Origin of the sequence: Cryptosporangium minutisporangium, from assembly GCF_039536245.1 — a bacterium.
Classification (GTDB): Bacteria; Actinomycetota; Actinomycetes; order Mycobacteriales; family Cryptosporangiaceae; genus Cryptosporangium; species Cryptosporangium minutisporangium.
The window spans coordinates 36,872-58,696 of the sequence record NZ_BAAAYN010000004.1 but is presented as its reverse complement, the minus strand read 5'-3'; the positions used below and the strand labels follow the sequence as shown (position 1 = coordinate 58,696).

The 21,825-nt window shown below is 72.6% G+C and carries 17 protein-coding genes and 1 pseudogene; 17 read left to right on the top strand and 1 reads right to left on the bottom strand.

Annotated features, from left to right (window positions below):
• Positions 1-3: 3 nt before the first annotated feature.
• Positions 4-480, bottom strand: a complete 477-nt coding sequence (gene bldD / locus ABEB28_RS03050; RefSeq protein WP_073261706.1) for a transcriptional regulator BldD — start codon at positions 478-480, stop codon at positions 4-6.
• Between the two features lie 513 nt (positions 481-993).
• Here bldD and pyrR point away from each other — a divergent pair.
• The 17 genes and pseudogenes from pyrR (at position 994) to ABEB28_RS02965 (ending at position 21,773) form a co-directional block, all read left to right on the top strand.
• Positions 994-1,566 (top strand): bifunctional pyr operon transcriptional regulator/uracil phosphoribosyltransferase PyrR, encoded by a 573-nt coding sequence (gene pyrR, locus ABEB28_RS03045; RefSeq protein ID WP_345726586.1) that lies wholly within the window; start codon positions 994-996, stop codon positions 1,564-1,566.
• Entirely contained in the window at positions 1,563-2,480 is a 918-nt protein-coding gene (locus ABEB28_RS03040; RefSeq protein ID WP_345726392.1) for an aspartate carbamoyltransferase catalytic subunit, read from the top strand. The genes pyrR and ABEB28_RS03040 overlap by 4 nt, the downstream gene beginning before the upstream one ends.
• A 55-nt stretch (positions 2,481-2,535) precedes the next feature.
• A complete protein-coding gene (locus ABEB28_RS03035; protein ID WP_345726391.1) occupies positions 2,536-3,828 on the top strand; it encodes a dihydroorotase in 1,293 nt (430 codons plus the stop codon).
• A complete protein-coding gene (locus ABEB28_RS03030) occupies positions 3,825-4,406 on the top strand; it encodes a PH-like domain-containing protein (RefSeq protein ID WP_345726390.1) in 582 nt (193 codons plus the stop codon). Before ABEB28_RS03035 ends, ABEB28_RS03030 begins: the two co-directional genes overlap by 4 nt.
• Positions 4,403-5,524, top strand: a complete 1,122-nt coding sequence (gene carA, locus ABEB28_RS03025) for a glutamine-hydrolyzing carbamoyl-phosphate synthase small subunit (RefSeq protein ID WP_345726389.1) — start codon at positions 4,403-4,405, stop codon at positions 5,522-5,524. The genes ABEB28_RS03030 and carA overlap by 4 nt, the downstream gene beginning before the upstream one ends.
• 67 nt (positions 5,525-5,591) lie before the next feature.
• Positions 5,592-8,918 (top strand): carbamoyl-phosphate synthase large subunit, encoded by a 3,327-nt coding sequence (carB, locus tag ABEB28_RS03020; RefSeq protein ID WP_345726388.1) that lies wholly within the window; start codon positions 5,592-5,594, stop codon positions 8,916-8,918.
• Positions 8,915-9,976 (top strand): annotated as a pseudogene (locus tag ABEB28_RS03015) (quinone-dependent dihydroorotate dehydrogenase); the annotation flags it as partial. The gene carB and the pseudogene ABEB28_RS03015, both read left to right, overlap by 4 nt.
• Before the next feature lie 152 nt (positions 9,977-10,128).
• On the top strand, positions 10,129-10,980 hold the full coding sequence (gene pyrF / locus ABEB28_RS03010; RefSeq protein ID WP_345726387.1) for an orotidine-5'-phosphate decarboxylase: 852 nt from the start codon (positions 10,129-10,131) through the stop codon (positions 10,978-10,980).
• Positions 10,981-11,289: 309 nt separating this feature from the next.
• Positions 11,290-11,619: an integration host factor, actinobacterial type gene (gene mihF, locus ABEB28_RS03005; protein WP_073261690.1), complete on the top strand. Its 330-nt coding sequence runs from the start codon at positions 11,290-11,292 to the stop codon at positions 11,617-11,619.
• Positions 11,609-12,208, top strand: coding sequence for a guanylate kinase (gmk, locus tag ABEB28_RS03000; RefSeq protein WP_345726386.1), 600 nt, complete (start codon positions 11,609-11,611; stop codon positions 12,206-12,208). Before mihF ends, gmk begins: the two co-directional genes overlap by 11 nt.
• Before the next feature lie 82 nt (positions 12,209-12,290).
• Complete coding sequence (rpoZ, locus tag ABEB28_RS02995) at positions 12,291-12,581, top strand: DNA-directed RNA polymerase subunit omega (RefSeq protein ID WP_345726385.1); 291 nt, start codon at positions 12,291-12,293, stop codon at positions 12,579-12,581.
• 562 nt (positions 12,582-13,143) lie between these two features.
• Positions 13,144-14,361 (top strand): bifunctional phosphopantothenoylcysteine decarboxylase/phosphopantothenate--cysteine ligase CoaBC, encoded by a 1,218-nt coding sequence (gene coaBC / locus ABEB28_RS02990; RefSeq protein WP_345726384.1) that lies wholly within the window; start codon positions 13,144-13,146, stop codon positions 14,359-14,361.
• A 202-nt stretch (positions 14,362-14,563) separates the two neighbouring features.
• Entirely contained in the window at positions 14,564-15,757 is a 1,194-nt protein-coding gene (gene metK, locus ABEB28_RS02985) for a methionine adenosyltransferase (protein WP_345726383.1), read from the top strand.
• Positions 15,758-15,807: 50 nt separating this feature from the next.
• Entirely contained in the window at positions 15,808-18,279 is a 2,472-nt protein-coding gene (locus ABEB28_RS02980; RefSeq protein ID WP_345726382.1) for a primosomal protein N', read from the top strand.
• Between the two features lie 264 nt (positions 18,280-18,543).
• Positions 18,544-19,092, top strand: coding sequence for a peptide deformylase (def, locus tag ABEB28_RS02975; RefSeq protein WP_345726381.1), 549 nt, complete (start codon positions 18,544-18,546; stop codon positions 19,090-19,092).
• An 8-nt stretch (positions 19,093-19,100) separates the two neighbouring features.
• Positions 19,101-20,030 carry a methionyl-tRNA formyltransferase gene (gene fmt / locus ABEB28_RS02970; RefSeq protein WP_345726585.1) on the top strand — a complete coding sequence of 310 codons (930 nt, stop codon included), beginning with the start codon at positions 19,101-19,103 and terminating at the stop codon, positions 20,028-20,030.
• A gap of 27 nt (positions 20,031-20,057) precedes the next feature.
• On the top strand, positions 20,058-21,773 hold the full coding sequence (locus ABEB28_RS02965; RefSeq protein WP_345726380.1) for an RsmB/NOP family class I SAM-dependent RNA methyltransferase: 1,716 nt from the start codon (positions 20,058-20,060) through the stop codon (positions 21,771-21,773).
• Positions 21,774-21,825 lie beyond the last annotated feature (52 nt).

Sequence of the window (21,825 nt, the reverse complement as noted above, 5' to 3'; positions counted from 1 at the left end):
GTGTTACGGACGGATCGGGGTGGCGACCAGCACGTTCCACTCGGTCAGCTTCTCGATCAGGCCGGCCGGCGAGACGTCGAACACGATCGCGAGCGTGCGGAGGTCGTCGGCGCGGATCGAGAGCACCCGGCCGTTGTAGTCGCCGCGCTGCTGCTGAATGCTGCGAGCGAACCGCTGCACCGCACCGAGCTCGTCGCCGGGCAGCTGCTCCAGACGCTCCAGGTCGATCACGACCTTGCTGGCGCCCTCGTGACGGCCCGGACCGTCGCCGGGAAGCAGCTCAGCGATCGGGACCCGGTAGAACTCGGCCAGCTCGTTCAGGCGGGCGACGGTGACAGCCCGGTCGCCGCGCTCGTACGACCCGACGACGACCGCCTTCCAGCGACCACCGGACTTCTCCTCCACCCCCTGTAGCGAGAGGCCCTGCTGCTGCCGGATGGCTCGCAGCCGGGCACCGAGGGCCTTGGCGTAATCGGACATTCGTACTCCGAGGGGTGATGCGCATGCCCGGGGAAAGCATGCGGGCGGACGGGCAGCGACAAACCGAGCCACGTCTCCGCGCCCGGTCGCTACGGAGAGTGACCGTAGGGCCAGTGGGGCAATCCGGTCAAGGGGAATGGCGAAACCGTAGCCGCCCGGCGATGTGACGTTGAACGCCTCAGTCGATTCCACGCGGTGAGCAAGCGTGCCCGGTGTCGCTGCGCGGTGTGACCGTCGTAGTTCATCATCCCGTTGCCGTGCAGTTCACATCGGTACCGGAACTCGGGTCTGCGTCGGTGCGAATCGGTACAGATCTCGCACGCCTGAGCGGTTCTCACGCTCGTGACGCTTGCTGTGAGCTGGGTCTCCTGCGCTCGGTGAGGCCGCTGAGTTGGAACGTCGCGCACCGTACCGGCGCTGATAGCGTTGCTCACGTCAATGCCCATGAAGGGCCCATCCTTTAAGACCCGTCCGGTGAGGCGGGGAAGGAGGTGGCCGGCGGTGACGCCTGCCATGGAACGTGTGCCCGACCCGGAGCCTGGGGTCGACCGCGAAATCCTCGACGACGCAGCAGTAGCGCGGACCGTCGACCGGATCGCCCATCAGATCCTGGAGAAGACCGACGGCGGTGCCGACACGGTTCTCCTCGGTATCCCGACCCGCGGTACCCCGCTCGCCCGGCGGCTCGCCGAGCGCATCCACACCTTCACCGGCGTGACCCTCCCGGTCGGCGCCCTCGACGTCACCCTCTACCGCGACGACCTGCGGCTGCGCGGCCCGCGGGCGCTGGAGCGCACCGACCTGCCCAGCGACGGCGTCGACGGGCGGCGGGTGATCCTCGTCGACGACGTGCTGTTCTCCGGCCGGACGATCCGGGCCGCGCTGGACGCCCTCTCCGACCTCGGCCGCCCGCGCAGCGTCCAACTCGCCGTTCTCGTCGACCGGGGGCACCGCGAGTTGCCGATCCGGGCCGACTACGTCGGTAAGAACCTGCCCACCTCCCGCACCGAGAGTGTCCGGGTGCAGCTCCGCGAGATCGACGGCAGGGACGCCGTGGTGCTCGCGCGGTCGGGGGCGACGGAGTGATCACTCACCTGCTCTCCGCTGCCGATCTGGACGCGAAGACCGCCACGCTGGTGCTCGACACCGCGACCGAGCTGGCCGCCGCGGCCGGCCGGAGCGTCAAGAAGTTCCCGACGCTGCGCGGCCGCACGGTCGTGAACCTGTTCTTCGAGGACTCCACCCGCACCCGGATCTCGTTCGAGGCCGCGGCGAAGCGACTGTCCGCGGACGTCATCAACTTCTCGGCCAAGGGCTCCAGCGTCAGCAAGGGCGAATCGCTCAAGGACACCGCGCTGACCCTCCAGGCGATGGGCGCGGACGCGGTCGTGATCCGGCACCAGGCCTCCGGCGCACCGCACCGGCTGGCCTCCTGGATCGACGGCACGGTCGTGAACGCCGGTGACGGCACCCACGAGCACCCCACCCAGGCCTTGCTGGACGCGTACACGATGCGCAGCCGGCTCGGTCGGCTCGAGGGCCTGCGGGTCGGCATCGTCGGCGACGTCCTGCACAGCCGGGTCGCCCGGTCCAACGTCCTGCTGCTCGCGACGCTCGGCGCCGAGGTCACGCTGGTCGCGCCGCCGACGCTGGTCCCGGTGGGCATCGGCTCCTGGCCGGCCACCGTCTCCTACGACCTCGACGCCGTCCTGCCCAAGCTCGACGTCGTGATGGCGCTGCGCGTCCAGCGGGAGCGGATGAACGCCTCCTACTTCCCGACCGAGCGCGAGTACGCCCGTCGCTACGGCCTGGACGCCCGCCGCGTGGCCGCGCTTCCGGAGCACGCGATCGTCATGCACCCGGGGCCGATGAACCGGGGCATGGAGATCGCACCGGAGGTCGCGGATTCCCCCCGCTCGACCATCGTCGAGCAGGTCACCAACGGTGTGAACGTCCGGATGGCCGTGCTCTACCTGCTCCTGGGCGGAGTGTCTCAGTGAGCGTCGGTTCGAACGCGCGGATCGCTGTCCCGTACCTGCTGCTCGGAGGGTCTCAGTGAGCTACTTGATCCGCGGTGCCACGCTTCCGGACGGCACCACCACCGATCTGCTGCTGCGGGACGGCGTCCTCGCCGAGGGCCCCGCGGACGGCGCCGAGGTGATCGACGCCGAGGGCCTGCGCGTCCTGCCCGGCCTCGTCGACCTGCACACCCACCTGCGCCAGCCCGGCCGGGAGGACGCCGAGACGATCGAGACCGGCAGCCGCGCCGCCGCGCTCGGCGGTTACACCGCGGTCTGCGCGATGGCGAACACCGATCCGGTCGCCGACGCCGCCGGGATCGTCGAGCAGGTCTGGCGGCTGGGCCGCGAGGTCGGCCTGGTCGACGTCCAGCCGGTCGGCGCGGTCACGCTCGGCCTCGGTGGCGAGCGGCTGGCCGAGCTCGGCGCGATGGCCGACTCGGCCGCCAGGGTCCGGGTGTTCTCCGACGACGGGCACTGCGTGCACGACGCCGCGGTGATGCGTCGGGCGCTGGAGTACGTCAAGGCGTTCGACGGGGTCATCGCGCAGCACGCCGAGGACCCGAAGCTCACCGCGGGCGCGCAGATGAACGAGGGCGAGCAGTCGGCCCGGCTCGGGCTGACCGGCTGGCCGGCGGTCGCCGAGGAGGCGATCATCGCGCGGGACGCGCTGCTCGCGGCGCACGTCGGTTCGCGGCTGCACGTCTGCCACGTGTCGACGGCCGGCTCGGTCGAGGTGCTGCGCTGGGCGAAGAGTCGGGGGATCCGGGTCACAGCCGAGGTGACGCCGCATCACCTGCTGCTCACCGACGAGCTGGCCGCCACCTACGACCCGGTGTACAAGGTGAACCCGCCGCTGCGCACCGCCGAGGACGTCAACGCGCTGCGGGAGGCGCTCGCCGACGGCACGATCGACGCGGTCGCGACCGACCACGCCCCGCACACCCGCGAGGACAAGGAGTGCGAGTGGGCCGCGGCCCGGCCCGGCATGCTCGGGCTGGAGACCGCGCTGCCGATCGTGCTCCGGACGATGGTCGAGACCGGCCTGCTCGACTGGGCCGGTGTCGCCGAGCGGATGAGCCACGCGCCGGCGCGGATCGCCGGGTTGACCGGTGACGGCGCGACCGGGGCGCACGGTCGGCCCCTCGCGGCCGGGGAGCCGGCCAACCTGGTCCTGGTCGACCCGTCCGCGTCCTGGACGGTCACGCCGGAGGGGCTGGCCAGCATCAGCCGCAACACGCCGTACGCCGGGCTCACGTTGCCCGGCCGGGTCGTCGCCACGTTCCTGCGGGGGCGTGCCACGGTGCTCGACGGGAAGGCTCAGGCATGAACGCAGTGCTCGCCGCCGCTTACGAGCGACCCCCGGACAACTGGACCGGCCGGATCCTGTTCACGGTCGGTGTGCTCGCGCTGTTCGCGCTGATCTTCTGGGCCGCCCGACGAGCCTGGGTGCGCCGCGTCGCGGCCCACGCCGACCTGCTGCCGCTGCCGACGCCGCAGGACGTCACCGACGCGGTGGACGCGTCCGACGGGCTCTACGTCGGTACCACGGAAGCCGGTTCGTGGCAGGCCCGCGTCTACGCGGGTGGGCTGGCGAACCGGGCCGGCGCGACGCTGCACACCGGCCCGGAGGGTGTGCTGATCGAGCGGGACGGCTCCGCACCCCTGTTCATCCCGGCCGCCGCGGTCCGCGCGGCCCGGCTGGACGCCGGGCTGGCCAACAAGGTGGTCGGCGGCGCCGGGCTGCTCGTCGTCACCTGGGAGCAGAACGGCTTCCAGCTGGACACCGGCTTCCGCGCCGACCACCGGATCGACAACGCCGCGCACCTCCGCGCGATCGCGCGCGAGATCCCGGGCGCGGCCGTTCCCGCCGACACCACGACTACCAGCACGGAGAGCGCGCAATGAGCACGAAGAACCGCCGGTCCGCGCTGCTCGTCCTGGAGGACGGCCGCACGTTCCGCGGCGAGGCCTTCGGGGCGGTCGGCGAGACGTTCGGCGAGGCCGTCTTCACCACCGGCATGACCGGCTACCAGGAGACGCTCACCGACCCCTCCTACCACCGGCAGATCGTCACGATGACCGCGCCGCACGTCGGTAACACGGGCGTGAACCTGGAGGACGACGAGTCGGCGAGGATCTGGGTCGCCGGGTACGTCGTCCGCGACCCGGCGCGTATCTCGTCCAACTGGCGCGCGACCGGGGCTCTGTCCGACCGGCTCGCTGACGAGGGCATCGTCGGCATCTCCGGCGTCGACACCCGGGCGCTGACCCGGCACCTCCGCGAGCGCGGCGCGATGCGGGCCGCGGTCTCCAGCACCGGCGAGGACGCCGAGGCAGTGCTGCAGAAGGTGCTGGCCAGCCCGAGCATGACCGGCGCCGACCTGGTGGGCGACGTCACCACGCCCGAGCCGTACGTGGTGAACGCCGAGGGCCCGACCCGGTTCCGGGTCGCCGCGATCGACCTCGGGATCAAGCGCAACACCCCGCGCCGGATGGCGGCGCGCGGCATCGAGGTGCACGTGCTGCCGGCGACCTCGTCGCCGGACGAGCTCCTGGCGCGCGGCGCCGACGGGGTGTTCTTCTCCAACGGACCCGGCGACCCGGCGACCGCCGACTCGGCGGTCGCGTTGGCGCAGGCCGCACTCGGCGAAGGGCTCCCGACGTTCGGGATCTGCTTCGGTAACCAGGTGCTCGGCCGGGCGCTCGGCTTCGGCACCTACAAGCTGCGGTACGGCCACCGCGGGATCAACCAGCCGGTCATGGACCGCGAGACCGGCAAGGTCGAGGTCACCGCGCACAACCACGGCTTCGCAGTCGACGCGCCGCGCACCGGTGCCGCGGAGACGGAGTACGGCCGGGCCGAGGTGAGCCACGTCTGCCTCAACGACGACGTGGTGGAGGGGCTGAACTGCCTGGACAAGCCGGCGTTCAGCGTCCAGTACCACCCGGAGGCCGCCGCGGGACCTCACGATGCCGATTACCTGTTCGACCGCTTCGTGAAGCTGATGGAGAACCCGCGATGACGGCCCACACGACGCCACTGAGGGACTTTTTCGACCGCTTCGCGCGTTTGATGGAGGGGACCAACTGATGCCGAAGCGGAGCGACATCCAGCACGTGCTGGTGATCGGATCCGGGCCGATCCTGATCGGGCAGGCCGCCGAGTTCGACTACTCCGGCACCCAGGCCTGTCGGGTGCTGCGCGAGGAGGGCCTGCGGGTCAGCCTGGTGAACTCGAACCCGGCGACGATCATGACCGACCCGGAGTTCGCCGACTCGACCTACATCGAGCCGATCACCCCCGAGTACGTCGAGCAGATCATCGCGCGCGAACGCCCCGACGCCCTGCTCGCGACGCTCGGCGGCCAGACCGCGCTGAACACCGCGGTCGCGCTGCACGAGCGCGGCGTCCTGGAGAAGTACAACGTCGAGCTGATCGGTGCCGACATCGAGGCGATCCAGCGCGGCGAGGACCGGCAGCGGTTCAAGGACATCTGCGCGTCGGTCGGCGCCGAGACCCCGCGGTCCGCGGTCTGCCACTCGATGGAGCAGGTGCGGGCCACTGTTGCGGATCTCGGGCTTCCCGTGGTGATCCGGCCCTCGTTCACGATGGGTGGCCTCGGCTCCGGCATGGCCCACACCCCGGAGGACCTGGAGCGGATCGCCAGCGCGGGGCTCGCCGCCAGCCCGACCACCGAGGTGCTGATCGAGGAGAGCGTGCTCGGCTGGAAGGAGTACGAGCTCGAGCTGATGCGCGACCGCAACGACAACGTCGTCGTGGTCTGCTCGATCGAGAACGTGGACGCGATGGGCGTGCACACCGGCGACTCGGTGACGGTCGCACCGGCGATGACGCTCACCGACCGCGAGTACCAGCGGCTGCGGGACGTCGGCATCGCGGTGCTGCGTGCGGTCGGCGTCGACACCGGCGGCTGCAACATCCAGTTCGCGGTCCACCCGGAGACCGGGCGCCTGGTCGTCATCGAGATGAACCCGCGGGTGTCGCGCTCCTCCGCGCTCGCGTCGAAGGCCACCGGCTTCCCGATCGCGAAGATCGCCGCGAAGCTCGCGGTCGGCTACACGCTGGACGAGATCCGCAACGACATCACCAAGCAGACCCCGGCCAGCTTCGAGCCGAGCCTGGACTACGTCGTGGTGAAGGTGCCCCGGTTCGCGTTCGAGAAGTTCCCCGGCGCCGACCCGGAGCTGACCACGACGATGAAGTCGGTCGGCGAGGCGATGGCGCTGGGCCGGTCGTTCCCGGAGGCGCTGAACAAGGCGCTGCGCTCGGCCGAGACCGGCTCGGGCGGCTTCTGGACGACGCCGGACCCGGACAACGACCCGTTGGAAGCCCTTCGCACCCCCCACGACGGCAGGCTGTACGACGCCGAGCGGGCGCTCCGGCTCGGGCACCCCGTGGCCGAGGTGTCGGCGGCTTCCGGCTACGACCCGTGGTTCGTCGACCAGATCCTGTCGCTGGTGGAGCTGCGTGCCGAGCTGGTCGACGCGCCGGTCCTCGACGCCGAGTTGCTGTCGCGGGCCAAGCGCGCGGGCCTCTCCGACCGGCAGGTCGCCGCGCTGCGTCCGGAGCTGGCAGGCGAGGACGGCGTCCGGACGCTGCGGCACCGGCTCGGGGTGCGTCCGGTCTACAAGACCGTCGACACCTGCGCGGCGGAGTTCGCCGCCTCGACGCCGTACCACTACAGCGCGTACGAGACCGATCCCCAGGCCGAGACCGAGGTCGCGCCGAGCACCGGGGCGAAGGTCATGATCCTCGGCTCCGGTCCGAACCGGATCGGGCAGGGCATCGAGTTCGACTACTCCTGCGTGCACGCCGCGATGGCGCTGCGGGACGCCGGCTACGAGACCGTGATGGTCAACTGCAACCCGGAGACGGTCTCCACCGACTACGACACCTCCGACCGCCTCTACTTCGAGCCGTTGACGTTCGAGGACGTGCTGGAGGTCTGGCACGCCGAGCACACGTCCGGGCAGGAGGCCGGCGGGCCCGGTGTGGTCGGTGTGATCGTCCAGCTCGGTGGCCAGACACCGCTCGGGCTCGCCCGGCGTCTGGCCGCGGCCGGGGTGCCGGTGGTCGGGACGCCGCCGGAGAGCATCCACCTCGCCGAGGAGCGCGGCGCGTTCGGCCGGGTCCTGGACGAGGCCGGGCTGCCGTCGCCGAAGCACGGCATGGCCACGTCCTACCGGGAGGCGCGGACGATCGCCGAGACGATCGGCTACCCGGTGCTGGTCCGGCCGTCCTACGTGCTCGGTGGGCGCGGCATGGAGATCGTCTACGACGACGCCACGCTGGAGTCCTACATCGCGCGGGCGACCCAGGTCAGCCCCGAGCACCCGGTCCTGGTCGACCGGTTCCTCGACGACGCGATCGAGATCGACGTCGACGCGCTGGCCGACGGCACCGGCGACGTCTACCTCGGTGGCGTGATGGAGCACATCGAGGAGGCCGGGATCCACTCCGGCGACTCGGCGTGCGCGCTGCCGCCGATCACGCTCGGCTCGTCGGACATCGAGAACGTGCGGCGGTCGACGGCGGCCATCGCCGCGGGCGTCGGCGTCCGCGGGCTCTTGAACGTGCAGTACGCCCTGAAGGACGACACGCTCTACGTGCTGGAGGCCAATCCCCGCGCGTCCCGGACCGTGCCGTTCGTGAGCAAGGCGACCGCGGTGCCGCTGGCGAAGGCCGCGGCCCGGATCATGCTCGGCGCGACCATCGCCGAGCTGCGGGCCGAAGGTCTGCTGCCGGCGAACGGCGACGGCGGGTCGCTGGCGCTCGAGCAGACGCCGATCGCGGTCAAGGAGGCGGTGCTGCCGTTCAAGCGGTTCCGTACCACCTCCGGCGCCGGTGTCGACAACCTGCTCGGCCCGGAGATGAAGTCCACCGGCGAGGTGATGGGCATCGACACCGCGTTCGGTGCCGCGTTCGCCAAGAGCCAGGCCGGGGCCTACGGGTCGCTGCCGACGTCGGGCCAGGTCTTCGTCTCGGTCGCGAACAAGGACAAGCGCTCGATCGTCTTCCCGATCAAGCGCCTGACCGACCTGGGCTTCGAGGTGATCGCGACGCACGGCACCGCCGAGGTGCTGTGGCGGCACGGCATTCCGGCCCGAGTGGTGCGCAAGCACTTCGAGCCCGCCGGCGGGGAGAACGATCACGACGTGGTCACGTTGATCCGGCAGGGCGAGGTTCAACTCGTCATCAATACGCCGTACGGAAACTCCGGCCCGCGGGTCGACGGGTACGAGATCCGGTCGGCTGCGGTCTCGAACGACGTGCCGTGCATCACGACCGTCCAGGCGGCGGCCGCCGCGGTCCTCGGCATCGAGGCCCAGCTGCGCGGCGAGCTCTACGTCCGGCCGCTCCAGGAGCTGCACCGCGCGCTGCGGGCGGAGAAGTGAACCCCTATGGGGTGCTCCGGGACCGGGCGCTGTTCCGGCTCGGAGGTGGCGACGCCGAGTCCGCCCACGAGCGGACGCTCGCCGGGCTGGCCCGGTTCGGGCGGGTGGCCGCCGCCGGGGCGGCCGGGCGGCGGTGGGCTCTCGGCGACGCCCCGGGGTTGAGCCGCACGCTGTTCGGCGTCCGGTTCCCGGGGCCGGTCGGGCTGGCCGCCGGCATGGACAAGAACGGCGTCGCGCTGCCGGCCTGGGCCGGGCTCGGTTTCGGGTTCGTCGAGGTCGGCACCGTGACAGCGCACGCCCAGCCGGGCAACCCGCGCCCGCGGCTGTTCCGGCTGCCCGCCAGCGAGGCGATCGTCAACCGGATGGGGTTCAACAACCGGGGCGCGGGCGCGCTCGCCGCCCGGCTGGCGGACCTGTCCGCCGGTGGGCAGCCGCCGCTGCCGATCCCGGTCGGCGTCAGCCTCGGCAAGTCGAAGGTGACGCCGCTGGACGAGGCGGTCGAGGACTACCTGACCTCGCTGCGCCTGGTGCACCGGTACGCCGACTACATCGCGGTGAACGTCAGCTCGCCGAACACGCCGGGGCTGCGCGCGCTGCAGGACCGGGCGGCGCTCGACGCGTTGATCGGCGCGCTGACGGCCGAGTCCTCGACGTTGAGCGGCGCCCCGGGGCCCCGGCGCCCGGCCGGGAAGCCGGTGCCGCTGGTCGTCAAGATCGCGCCGGACCTGACCGAGGCCGCGGTCGGCGAGGTGCTCGACGTCTGCGCCGCGCACGGTGTCGCCGGTGCGATCGTGTCGAACACCACGCTGGACCGGTCGGGCGTCGACACCGCGGAGACCGGCGGTCTGTCGGGTCGGCCGTTGACCACCCGGGCCCGGGAGCTGGTGCGGTTCGTCGTCCGCGAGACCGACGGCCGGTTGCCGGTCATCGGGGTCGGCGGAGTCCTCTCCGCCGCCGATGCCACCGCGCTGTTCGACGCGGGCGCGGCGCTCGTGCAGGTCTACACCGGCCTGGTCTACCGGGGACCCGGACTGGTCCGCGCGATCAACCGTACCGTCACTCAGCGTGGCCTCGGTCGAGCGGCGTCCGGTGAGGGCGCAACGAGCCCGTTGAGCGGCCCGCAGAGCGGCTCGCAGGGGGCGTCCGAGGGTTCGGTGACCACCAGCGGCGTAGCGACGCTCAGCGGGCCGCGAACGGGGGGTGAGGCCGAGTGACGCAGGTCGCGACGACACCCGACCACTTCGGCGCGCGCCTGGCGAAAGCCGTCGCCGAGCGGGGACCACTCTGCGTGGGCATCGACCCGCACCCGGGACTGCTCGACGCCTGGGAGCTGACCAGGGACGCCGACGGCGTCGAGCGGTTCGCCCGGACCGTGGTCGAGGCCCTCGCCGACCGCGTCGCGGTGCTCAAGCCGCAGTCGGCGTTCTTCGAGCGATACGGCAGCCGGGGGATCGCGGTTCTGGAGCGCGTCATTCGCGACGCTCGCGCGGCGGGCGCCCTGGTGCTCAACGATGTGAAGCGCGGCGACATCGGCAGCACGGTGGAGGCCTACGCGGGCGCCTACCTCGACCCGGCGTCGCCGCTCTGCGGTGACGCGCTGACCGCGAGCCCGTACCTCGGGGTCGGATCGCTGGCGCCCTTGATCGCGACGGCGAGAGCTCACGGCAACGGCGTCTTCGTGCTCGCGCTGACGTCGAACCCGGAAGGGCCTTCGGTGCAGCACGCGGTCGCCGCGGACGGACGGACCGTGGCGCAGACCGTGCTGGACGAGGTCGCTTCGCTCAACGCCGGCTACGAGCCGTACGGACCGGTGGGCGTCGTCGTGGGCGCGACCGTGGGGGAGACCGGGCACGACCTGAGCCGGGTCAACGGACCGTTCCTCGCGCCCGGCCTCGGCGCGCAGGGCGCCGGACCGGACGACCTCCGCGCGGTGTTCGGGAACGCCCGCGGATCGGTGCTTCCGTCGGTCTCCCGGGAGGTGCTCCGGGCCGGTCCGGACATGGCCGCGCTGCGGTCCGCGGCAGCCCGGGCGGCGGACGATTTCCGGACTGTGCTTGCCTAGAAGGCGGGTCGGGGACCCCGCCCGGAGGGGCGTAGGTGTCGCCTACGTCTCGATGGGTACACCCCGACCTGCATGAACCCCTCGCGGCGAACCCTCGTTGCTGTCAGTGTGGAGTGTGTCATCGATCACTGCATTGCTCCCGACAGGCACCACTCGGTCGGACAAAAGGGCGGAAATCGCAGCTTTGCGCGGTTTGATGCCACGATTGGGTGGGAGCTAAGTCGGGGGCGCATTGATTCCTGTCGTACTTCCTCGCTAGGTTCACGCGCTGGAATCGTCCGCTTCCCCAACGAAAACCCGAGGTGACCTGTGGCTCTTCCGTCGTTGAGCCCCGAGCAGCGCGCTGCTGCTCTGCAGAAGGCTGCCGAGGCGCGCAAGCAGCGTGCCGCGGTCAAGGACAAGCTCAAGCACGGTGGCCTGTCCCTGTCGGAGGTCCTCGACTCGGCCGAACAGGACGACGTCATCGGCAAGATGAAGGTCTCGGCCGTCCTTGAGGCCCTGCCGGGCATCGGCAAGGTCCGTGCCGTCCAGATCATGGAGAAGTTCAAGATCGCCGAGAGTCGGCGGGTGCGTGGCCTGGGTGACAACCAGAAGCGCGCGCTGCTCCAGGAGTTCGGCTCCACCTCCGGTGGGCGCTGAATCTCCCGGACTCCCGTCCCGCGCCGCTGACAACGCGGCGCGGCTGACGGTGCTCTCCGGTCCGTCCGGAGTCGGCAAGGGCAGCGTCGTGGCCGAGATCCGGCGTCACCACCCCTCGGTGTGGCTGTCGGTTTCGGTGACGACGCGCCCGCCCCGGCCTGGCGAAGAGCACGGCAAGCAGTACTACTTCGTCAGCCGGGACGAGTACGACGCGATGGTGGCCGCCGGCGATCTCCTGGAGCACGCGGAGTTCGCCGGCAACGGCTACGGCACCCCTCGCCGACCCGTCGAAGAGCGGCTCGCCTCCGGGCGTCCCGCTCTGCTCGAGATCGAGTTGCAGGGTGCCCGGCAGGTCCGGGCCGCGATGCCCGACGCGCAGTTCGTGTTCCTCGCGCCGCCGTCCTGGGACGAACTGGTCCGTCGGCTCGTCGGCAGGGGCACCGAAGACGAGGACACGATCCGTCGCCGTCTGGACGCGGCCGTCGTCGAGCTCGCCGCCGAGAAAGAGTTCGACGTCACGATCGTCAACGACAATGTCGGTCAGGCTGCCACGGAGTTGGTAGAGTTGCTCTCCGTGCCTGTCCGCTGAGGGACGGTCCGGCACTGAGGTGGGGGTCGTTCTCCCCACGAGAAAACACAATCTCCCGAAAACCTTTTGAGGCTGATCCGTTTTGTCCGGAACCGTCGCCGCTCCTGAAGGCATCACCAACCCGCCGATCGACGAGCTGCTGGAGAAGACGTCCTCCAAGTACGCGCTCGTGATCTACGCGGCCAAGCGCGCGCGCCAGATCAACGCCTACTACAGCCAGCTGGGCGAGGGGCTGCTCGAGTACGTCGGTCCGCTGGTGGAGACCTCTCCGCAGGAGAAGCCCCTCTCGATCGCGCTGCGCGAGATCAACAGCGACATGCTGACGCACGAGCAGACCAACGATGTCGACATCACGGCAAAACATCGAGGCTGATCGGTAGGCGGCCCGCCGAGAACGACGCTGACAGGCGAGCGCGACAAGTTGAGTTTCACTTATACGCGGCGTCGTCGCGCTCGACTGCCAGCCCCGCCCTCAGCGGGCTCCAGGTCCGTAGTTTTTGACTGCGCGCTTCTGGCGGCGCTTTCAACGGCACAGCATGTGGCGGACGTTCGGCAGCTGCCGAACGTCCGCTTTGTCGTCTCCGGGTGCTGGCGCGCTGAACACGTGCCGCGGGATCCATACCCTCGGAAGTCCGATTTGCGCGAACGCAGGACCGACTCCCGCTATCGACGGCGGCCGATACGGTAGGAAGCACTCCCTGTGACCGGACTGTCCGATTCTGGCGGACCGGTGGCTGGCGGATCTTGCACGTGATGACGTCGACGATCGGACAACCATCACGTGGGAACCGGCTCCCGTTGTTCGGGGCCCGCCGACGTCACCGGCCAGTGCGTTCACCGCGCCCGCGTGGCCGACTCCCCATTCTCGGCGATATCCGTCGGGAAGAGTGACCTCCGCAGCAGCGTCGGTCGGGGCGGCCCGGTTAGATAGGGCCGTGGCTGAGGTCGTGCTGGGCGTAGCGGGTGGAATCGCGGCATACAAGGCGTGCGAGGTGCTGCGGCGGCTCAAAGAGTCGGGCCACGACGTCACGGTGGTGCCGACCGAGAGCGCGCTGGAGTTCGTCGGCGCACCGACCTGGGCGGCGCTCTCCGGGCGTCCGGTCGCCACCGACGTCTGGACGAACGTCCACGAGGTGCCGCACGTCGCGCTGGGCCGCCGGGCCGACCTCGTCGTCGTCGCGCCGGCCACGGCCGACCTGCTCGCCAGGGCGGCGCACGGTCTGGCCCCGGACCTGCTCACGAACACGCTGCTCACCGCCCGCTGCCCGATCCTGTTCGCCCCCGCGATGCACACCGAGATGTGGGAGCACCCGGCGACCCGGGCCAACGTCGCGACGCTGCGCTCCCGCGGCGTCGTCGTGCTGGAACCGGCCGTCGGGCGCCTCACCGGCCCGGACACCGGCAAGGGCCGGCTACCCGAACCGGCCGAGATCGCCGAGGTCGCGTTCGGTCTGCTGCGCCGCCCGGCCGGTGAGCCGGACCTGGCCGGCCGCCGGGTCGTCGTCTCGGCCGGCGGCACCCGCGAGTACCTCGATCCGGTGCGCTTCCTCGGCAACCGCTCTTCCGGGCGCCAGGGCTACGCGCTGGCGCGAACCGCCGCCGCCCGGGGTGCGAAGGTCACGCTGGTCGCGGCGAACACCGCGCTGCCCGACCCGGCCGGCGTCGACGTCGTCCGAGTAGTCAGTACGCGGGACCTGCAGGACGCCGTCCTCGCGGCCAGCTCCGACGCGGACGCCGTCGTGATGGCCGCAGCACCCGCCGACTTCCGCCCGGCCGAGTACGTCGACAGCAAGATCAAGAAGACCGACGAGGTCAGCGCGCCGGTGGTGACGCTGGTCCAGAACCCGGACATCCTCGCCGGGCTCGTCCGGAGACGCCGCGAGGCCGGAGCCGGGCCGGTGATCGTGGGCTTCGCCGCCGAGACCGGGGACGCGACCGCCTCGGTGCTCGAGCACGGCCACGCCAAGCTCGCACGCAAGGGCTGCGACCTGCTTGTCGTCAACGACGTGTCCGGGGGCAAAGCGTTCGAGTCGAGCGAGAACGCCGCGGTGGTGCTCGCCGACGACGGCACCGCCACGTCCGTGCCGCACGGACCGAAGGAAGCGTTGGCCGATGTGATCTGGGATCTCGTCGTCCCGCGGCTGAACCGCTGACGGCGCACCCCCGTGCACACGAGCCTCACGAGGCTCGTGTCCCACCGTGCGGGACCGGGCATCCGACCCACTGGTCCCCCGTTGAGCAGCAGTGTTTCGGTAGCTCGACAAGTTGACGGCCAAGTCACCGCACTTTCCGGGGGTCCCCCACCGGATCGGTAGACTCGCGCCGAAACAACCCACCCTCGACCCTGGGAGCACCGTGGCCCGCCGACTGTTCACCTCCGAATCCGTGACCGAGGGTCACCCCGACAAGATCGCCGACGCGATCAGCGACGGCATCCTCGACGCGCTGCTGGCTCAGGACCCGCGCAGCCGGGTCGCGGTGGAGACGCTGATCACCACCGGCCAGGTCCACGTCGCCGGTGAGGTCACCACCGACGCGTACGCCGACATCCCGAGCATCGTGCGGGAGACGATCCTGGGGATCGGCTACGACTCGTCGAAGAAGGGCTTCGACGGGGCGTCCTGCGGCGTGAGCGTCTCGATCGGGTCGCAGTCGCCCGACATCGCCCAGGGCGTCGACACCGCGTACGAGGCGCGGGTCGAGTCCGAGGAAGACGCGCTCGACCGGCAGGGCGCCGGCGACCAGGGCCTGATGTTCGGTTACGCGAACAACGACACCCCAGAGCTGCTGCCGCTGCCGATCGCGCTCGCGCACCGGCTCGCGCGCCGCCTCGCGCAGGTCCGCAAGGACGGGCTGATCCCGTACCTGCGCCCGGACGGCAAGACCCAGGTGACGATCGAGTACGACGGTCCGAAGGCGATCCGCCTCGACACCGTCGTCGTCTCGTCGCAGCACGCCTCGGACATCTCGCTGGAGACGCTGCTCGCGCCCGACATCGCCGAGTACGTCGTCGCGCCGGAGCTGGCCGAGCTGGGCATCGAGACCGAGGGCTACCGCCTGCTGGTCAACCCGACCGGTCGCTTCGAGATCGGTGGCCCGATGGGCGACGCCGGCCTCACCGGCCGCAAGATCATCGTCGACACCTACGGCGGTTTCGCCCGGCACGGCGGTGGCGCGTTCTCCGGTAAGGACCCGTCCAAGGTCGACCGGTCGGCCGCCTACGCGATGCGCTGGGTCGCGAAGAACATCGTCGCCGCCGGTCTCGCCGACCGGGCCGAGGTGCAGGTCGCGTACGCGATCGGCAAGGCGCACCCGGTGGGCCTGTTCCTGGAGACGTTCGGCACCGAGACCGTCGACCCGGACCGGATCAGCAAGGCCGTGAACGAGGTCTTCGACCTGCGCCCGGCCGCGATCATCCGCGACCTGGACCTGCTGCGCCCGATCTACCGGCAGACCTCCGCCTACGGTCACTTCGGCCGGGAGCTGCCGGACTTCACCTGGGAGAAGACCGACCGGGCGGCCGCTCTGAAGGACGCCGTCGGCGCCTGATCACCGATTGCGACCGGCACCTTGTCAGAGGGTGCTGGTAGACCAGAGGCATGACGTTGCTGGACGCGGAGCCCGTGGAGCCGGAAGGCTCTGCGGGTTCCGCGCGTCCGGCGGCACCGCGCCGCCCCGCGGCGCCGGCCGACGAGGCGGCGTTGCCACTCGACCTCGGATCGGCCGGCTCGGCCCGCTCGGGGGGCGGCAGGTCCGCGGCACCGCGGCGCCCCGCGGGACCCGTCGCGCGGCGCCCGGCCGAACGCCGGGAGGACGCGGCGCTGCCGCTCGACTTCGCGCCGGACGAGCCGCCCGCAGATGCCGAGCCGTCGACGCCGCCGCCGGCCGAGCCACCCGCGCCCGTCCCACCGGGAACGGCGGCACCCGGAACGGCTCCGGCAGCGGCGCCGGACACGGCGGCGCCCGACGCGGCCGCACCCGAGGGCGCGGCGGACGGTAAGCCGGCCGGGAAGCCCGCCGCCAAGAAGAAGCGGGCTGCCAAGGCGAAGGGAGCGCGCGAGCCGGCGGAGGAGCTACCGGTCGCGCGGGTCTGCGTCGACCTGCCGCTGCCACACCTCGACCGCCCCTTCGACTACCTGGTCCCGTCCGATCTCGCCGGCACCGCGGTGGTCGGCGGCCGGGTGCGGGTCCGGTTCTCCGGGCAGCTGGTCGACGGGTACGTGCTCGAGCGGGTCGCCAGCAGCGAGCACACCGGCAAACTCGCCTACCTCGACCGGGCGCTCTCGGCCGAGCCGGTGCTCACCCCGGAGATCGCCCGCCTCGCCCGCGCGGTCGCCGACCGCTCAGCCGGCACGCTCGCCGACGTACTGCGGCTGGCGATCCCACCCCGCCACGCCCGCGCCGAGTCCGCCGCCCGCCGCGCCGGTGACGTGCTGCCGGTCGACGCCCAGGGCCGCCCAGAGCCACCGCACGACGGTTTCGGCCGGTACCGCGGTGGCCCGGCCTACCTGCGGGCGTTGGCCGCCGGCCGGTCGCCCCGGGCGGTCCTCGCCGCCCTGCCGGGGGAGGACTGGCCCCGCCGGATCGCCGAAGCCGTCGCCGCCACGCTGGCGTCCGGCCGGGGCGCCGTCGCCGTGGTACCCGACGCTCGCGACCTCGACCGGCTCGACGCCGCGCTCGCCGACGTCCTCGGGCCGGGCCGCCACACCACGCTGGCCGCGTCGCTCGGGCCGGAGGAGCGGTACCGGCGCTGGCTGGCCGTCCGCCGGGGCGAGGTGCAAGCCGTGGCCGGCACCCGGGCGGCGGGGTTCGCGCCCGTCGCCGACCTCGGGCTCGCCGTGCTCTGGGACGACGGCGACGACCTGCACGCCGAACCCCGGGCTCCGTACTGCCACGCGCGCGAGGTCCTGCTCGTGCGCACCCGGCTGGCCGATGCCGGGCTGCTGCTCGGCGGCTTCGCCCGTACGGCCGAGGCACAGCTGCTGCTGGAGACCGGGTGGGCCAAGCCGTTGGAAGCCGACCGCGAGGTGGTGCGGGCCGCCGCGCCCCGCGTCGTCCCGGTGGGTGACGACCGCGACCTGGCCGCCGACCCGACCGCATCGGCCGCTCGGCTGCCGACCGTGGCGTGGCGGGCCGCGCGCGAAGCCCTGGCCGCCGATGCGCCGGTGCTGGTCCAGGTCCCGCGGCGGGGGTACGTGCCGTCGGTGGCGTGTGGACGCTGCCGGCGTCCGGCCCGCTGCACCACCTGCTCCGGGCCGCTGGAGCTGCGTGGCCGCGACGGGTCCGGTGACGGCGACGTGCCTTCGTGTCGGTGGTGCGGGCACCTCGCCGGTGGCTGGGCCTGCCCGGACTGTGGGCACCGTGGGTTGCGGGCGTCCGTGCTGGGCGCCCGCCGCACCGCCGAGGAGCTCGGGCGGGCGTTCCCCGGCATCCCGGTCCGGACGTCCGGCCGGGACGGCGTCCTCACCGAGGTCGGTGCCGGTGCGGCGCTGGTCATCGCCACGCCGGGAGCGGAACCGGTGGCCGAAGGTGGCTACGGGGCCGCGCTGCTGCTCGACACCTGGGCGTTGCTGAACCGGGCCGACCTCCGGGCGTCGGAGGAGGCGCTGCGACGCTGGGCGAACGCGGTGGCGCTGGTGCGGCCGGCGCGGGTCGGCGGCCGGGTCGTGATCGCCGCCGACGGCGCGGTTCCGGCCGTGCAGGCGCTGCTGCGGTGGGATCCGGAGTGGCACGCGGCGCGGGAACTGGCCGACCGGACCGAGCTGGGGTTCCCACCGGCGGTGCGGATGGCGAGCGTCACCGGTTCGCCCGACGCGGTCGCCGATCTGCTGCGGCTCACCGATCTCCCGGCCGAGGCGGAGGTGCTCGGACCGGTGCCGATCCCGCCACCACCCAGAGCCGGTTCCCGAGCGGGTGCGGAGGACGAGGAGCTGGAGCGGGCACTCGTCCGTAGCCCGCGGTCGCTCGGCCCGGCGCTGGCCACCGCACTCCGCGACGCCGCCTCCGTCCGCAGCGCCCACAAGGCGCCCCAGCCCGTGCGCATCCAAGTCGACCCCCTAGACCTCTTGTAAGCGGCTCTGTGAGCGGCCCGGCCAGAACGACGCTGACGGCCGTCTCGGTCGGTTGTGACCACAGAACGGTCACGGCCCTCCCTGCGGCGGACGTCAGCGCCGCCTGGCCGGGCTCCGCGTTCAGACACAGCGCGCGCCTGGCGGCGCTGCGGCGGGTCGGTGCGCGGCGGGGCGCGCGGCGCGGTGACCGTAGACTGGAGTGCTGGTGCGCACTGAGGCGCGCCGAATGCGTCGTGCCTGCCAGCCGTCCCGAGGGGTACCTGCGTGTCTGTCCGTCCCATTCGGCTTTTCGGAGACCCGGTCCTCCGCACGCGCGCCGACGAGGTCGTCGACTTCGACCGGCAGCTGCGTGGCCTCGTGAAGGACCTCACCGAGACGATGCTCGACGAGCGCGGCGCCGGCCTGGCCGCTCCGCAACTGGGCGTCTCGCTCCGCGTCTTCACGTTCGACGTCGACGACGTGGTCGGTCACCTGGTCAACCCGGTGCTGGAGTTCCCCGACGAGGAGGAGCAGGACGGCCCCGAGGGCTGCCTGTCGGTGCCCGGCCTCTACTTCGACACCAAGCGCCGGCTGAACGTCGTCGCCAAGGGCTTCGACATGCACGGCGAGCCGGTGCAGATCGTCGGCACCCAGCTGATGGCCCGCTGCCTGCAGCACGAGACCGACCACCTGGACGGGGTGCTCTTCGTCGACCGGCTCGACCCGGCCACGAAGAAGGAGGCCATGCGCGCGATCCGCGAGGCGGCCTGGGCGAACGAGCCGGCCCCGGAGGTCAAGGTCAGCCCGCACCCGCTGTTCGGGAAGCCGCGGTGACCGCACCACTGCGGCTGGTCTTCGCCGGAACCCCGGCGGTCGCCGTTCCGCCGCTGGAGCGGTTGTTGCGGACCGGCCACGAGGTGGTCGCCGTCGTCACGCGCCCGGACGCCCCGGCCGGACGCGGCCGCAGACTCCAGCGGTCGCCGGTCGGTGAGGTCGCCGACGCGCACGGCATCGAGGTGCTGACCCCGGCGAAGGCCGGCGACCCCGATTTCCTGGCCCGCCTGGCCGACCTCGAGCCCGATCTCGCGCCGGTCGTCGCCTACGGCGGGCTGGTGCCGCCGTCGGCGCTCGCCGTACCGCGCCTGGGCTGGATCAACCTGCACTTCTCGCTGCTGCCGGCGTGGCGGGGCGCCGCACCCGTGCAGCACGCGATCCTGCACGGCGACGAGATCACCGGTGCTGCGGTGTTCCAGCTGGAGAAGGGGCTGGACACCGGGCCGGTGTTCGGCACGCTCACCGAGCTGATCCGGCCGAGCGACACGGCCGGTGCGCTGCTCGAACGGCTGTCGGTGGCCGGGGCCGAGCTGCTCGCGCAGGTCGTCGACGGCATCGCGGCCGGCGCGCTCACCCCGGTGGCGCAGCCGTCCGACGGGGTCTCGCTCGCGCCGAAGCTCACCGTCGAGGACGCCCACGTCGACTGGTCGGCGCCGGCCTTCGCGATCGACCGGCGTATCCGGGCGTGTACTCCGGCGCCCGGCGCGTGGACGACGTTCCGGGGGGAGCGGATCAAGGTGGGGCCGGTGCGCTCGGTGCCGGGCGTCGCCGACCGCCCGGCACCGGGGACGCTGCTGGTCGAGCGGAAGCGGATACTGGTCGCCACGGCCACCGACCCGGTGGAGCTCGGCGAGGTGGTTCCGCCGGGCAAGAAGGCGATGCAGGCCACCGACTGGGCGCGCGGTGCCCGGCCGGAGCCGGGCGAACGCTTCGAGTAACAGACGTCACGGATCGAAGGTGCAGCGGTGAGCGAAGGAGACGGCCGGCCCCAGGGACGGCGACCGGGCAGCGGCCGGCCCGAGGGGCCCCGCGGCGCGGGCCGCCCGGAGCGCGGTCGCCCCGACGGCTCCCGCGGCGAAACCCGCCCCGACGGCTCTGGCGACGGCCGCCCCGGCCAACACCGGGCGCGCGGCGGCTCCGGCCGCGGCCGCCCCGGAGCACCCGACCGCGGCGCCGGCCCTGACCGGGGTGAGCGCTCCGGCTCCGATCGGCCGCGAAACGAATCGGGGCACGAGGGGAACAAGCGGTCCTGGGGCACCTACCAGAAGGCCACGCCCGACCCGGCCCGGCGCGCGGCCTTCGACGTCCTGGTCGCGGTCGCCGCGCGGGACGCGTACGCCAACCTCACCCTGCCGCCGCTGCTGGTCGAACGCCGGCTCACCGGTCGCGACGCGGCGTTCGTCACCGAGCTGACCTACGGCACCCTGCGCCACCGCGGCACGCTCGACCCGATCCTCGCCGCCGGGAGCAGCCGCCCGATCGACAAGGTCGATCTGCGCGTGCTCCAGGCGCTGCGGCTCGGCGCCTACCAGCTGCTCTTCACCCGCGTGCCCGACCACGCCGCGGTCGCCGGCACGGTCGAGGTGGCCCGCGTGGCGCTCACCGACGGACCGGCCCGGTTCGTCAACGCGGTGCTCCGCCGGGTCTCCGAGCGCGACCTCGACACCTGGCTCGACGAGGTCACCCCGGACCTGGCCGCCGATCCGATCGCCCACCTGGCCATCCGCTACAGCCACCCGGAGTGGGTGGTCCGCACGTTCGCCGACGCGCTCGGTGAGGACACCGCGCGCCTGGCGGCCGGCGAGAGCGAGACCGGCCGCGCGCTCGCGGCCGACAACGAGCGGCCCGGCGTCGACCTGACCGCCCGCCCGGGCCGCATCGACGCCAAGGAACTCGCCGCGGACGTCGCCGGTGAGCCCGGCCGGTGGTCACCGGTCGCCGTCAAGCTGCCCGAGGGCGCACCCGGCAACGTTGCGGCGATCGCCGACGGCCGGGCCCACGTGCAGGACGAAGGCAGCCAGCTCTGCGCCTGGACGCTGGCGACCGCACCGCTGGAGGGCGAGGACACCCGCTGGCTCGACCTCTGCGCCGGACCCGGCGGAAAAGCGGGCCTGCTCGCGTCGATCGGCGCCGCGCGAGGCGTCCACCTCACCGCGGTCGAGGTCAGCGAGCACCGGGCGAAGCTCGTCGAGTCCGCGGTGGCCGGACTGCCCGTGACCGTGCTGACCGTCGACGGGCGCGACGTCGGCACCCACCCGGAGCTGCCCGAGGGCGGATTCGACCGGGTGCTGGTGGATGCGCCGTGTACCGGTCTGGGCGCGCTGCGCCGGCGTCCGGAGGCGCGCTGGCGTCGCCAGCCGGGGGACGTCCCCGCGCTCGCGAAGCTCCAGCGTGAGCTGCTGACCGCGGCGCTGCGGGCGGCCAGGCCCGGAGGGCTGGTCGCCTACGTGACCTGCTCACCGCACCTGGCCGAGACCCGGGTGCTGGTCGCGGACGTGTGCCGGCGCACGGGCGCCGAGCCGGTCGACGTCCGGATCGTGCCGGAGGCCGCAGCCGCCGCGGACGTGAATCCGATCCCGGAGGGGGCGAGCGCGGCACGCGCCGCCGCACTGCAGCTCTGGCCGCACCGGCACGGCACCGACGCGATGTTCCTCTCGCTGCTGCGCAAGCCCGCGGAGTGACGACAGGCGGCGCGCACCTCGCCGCCCCGGGTGCTCCAGGTCAGTGGACCGA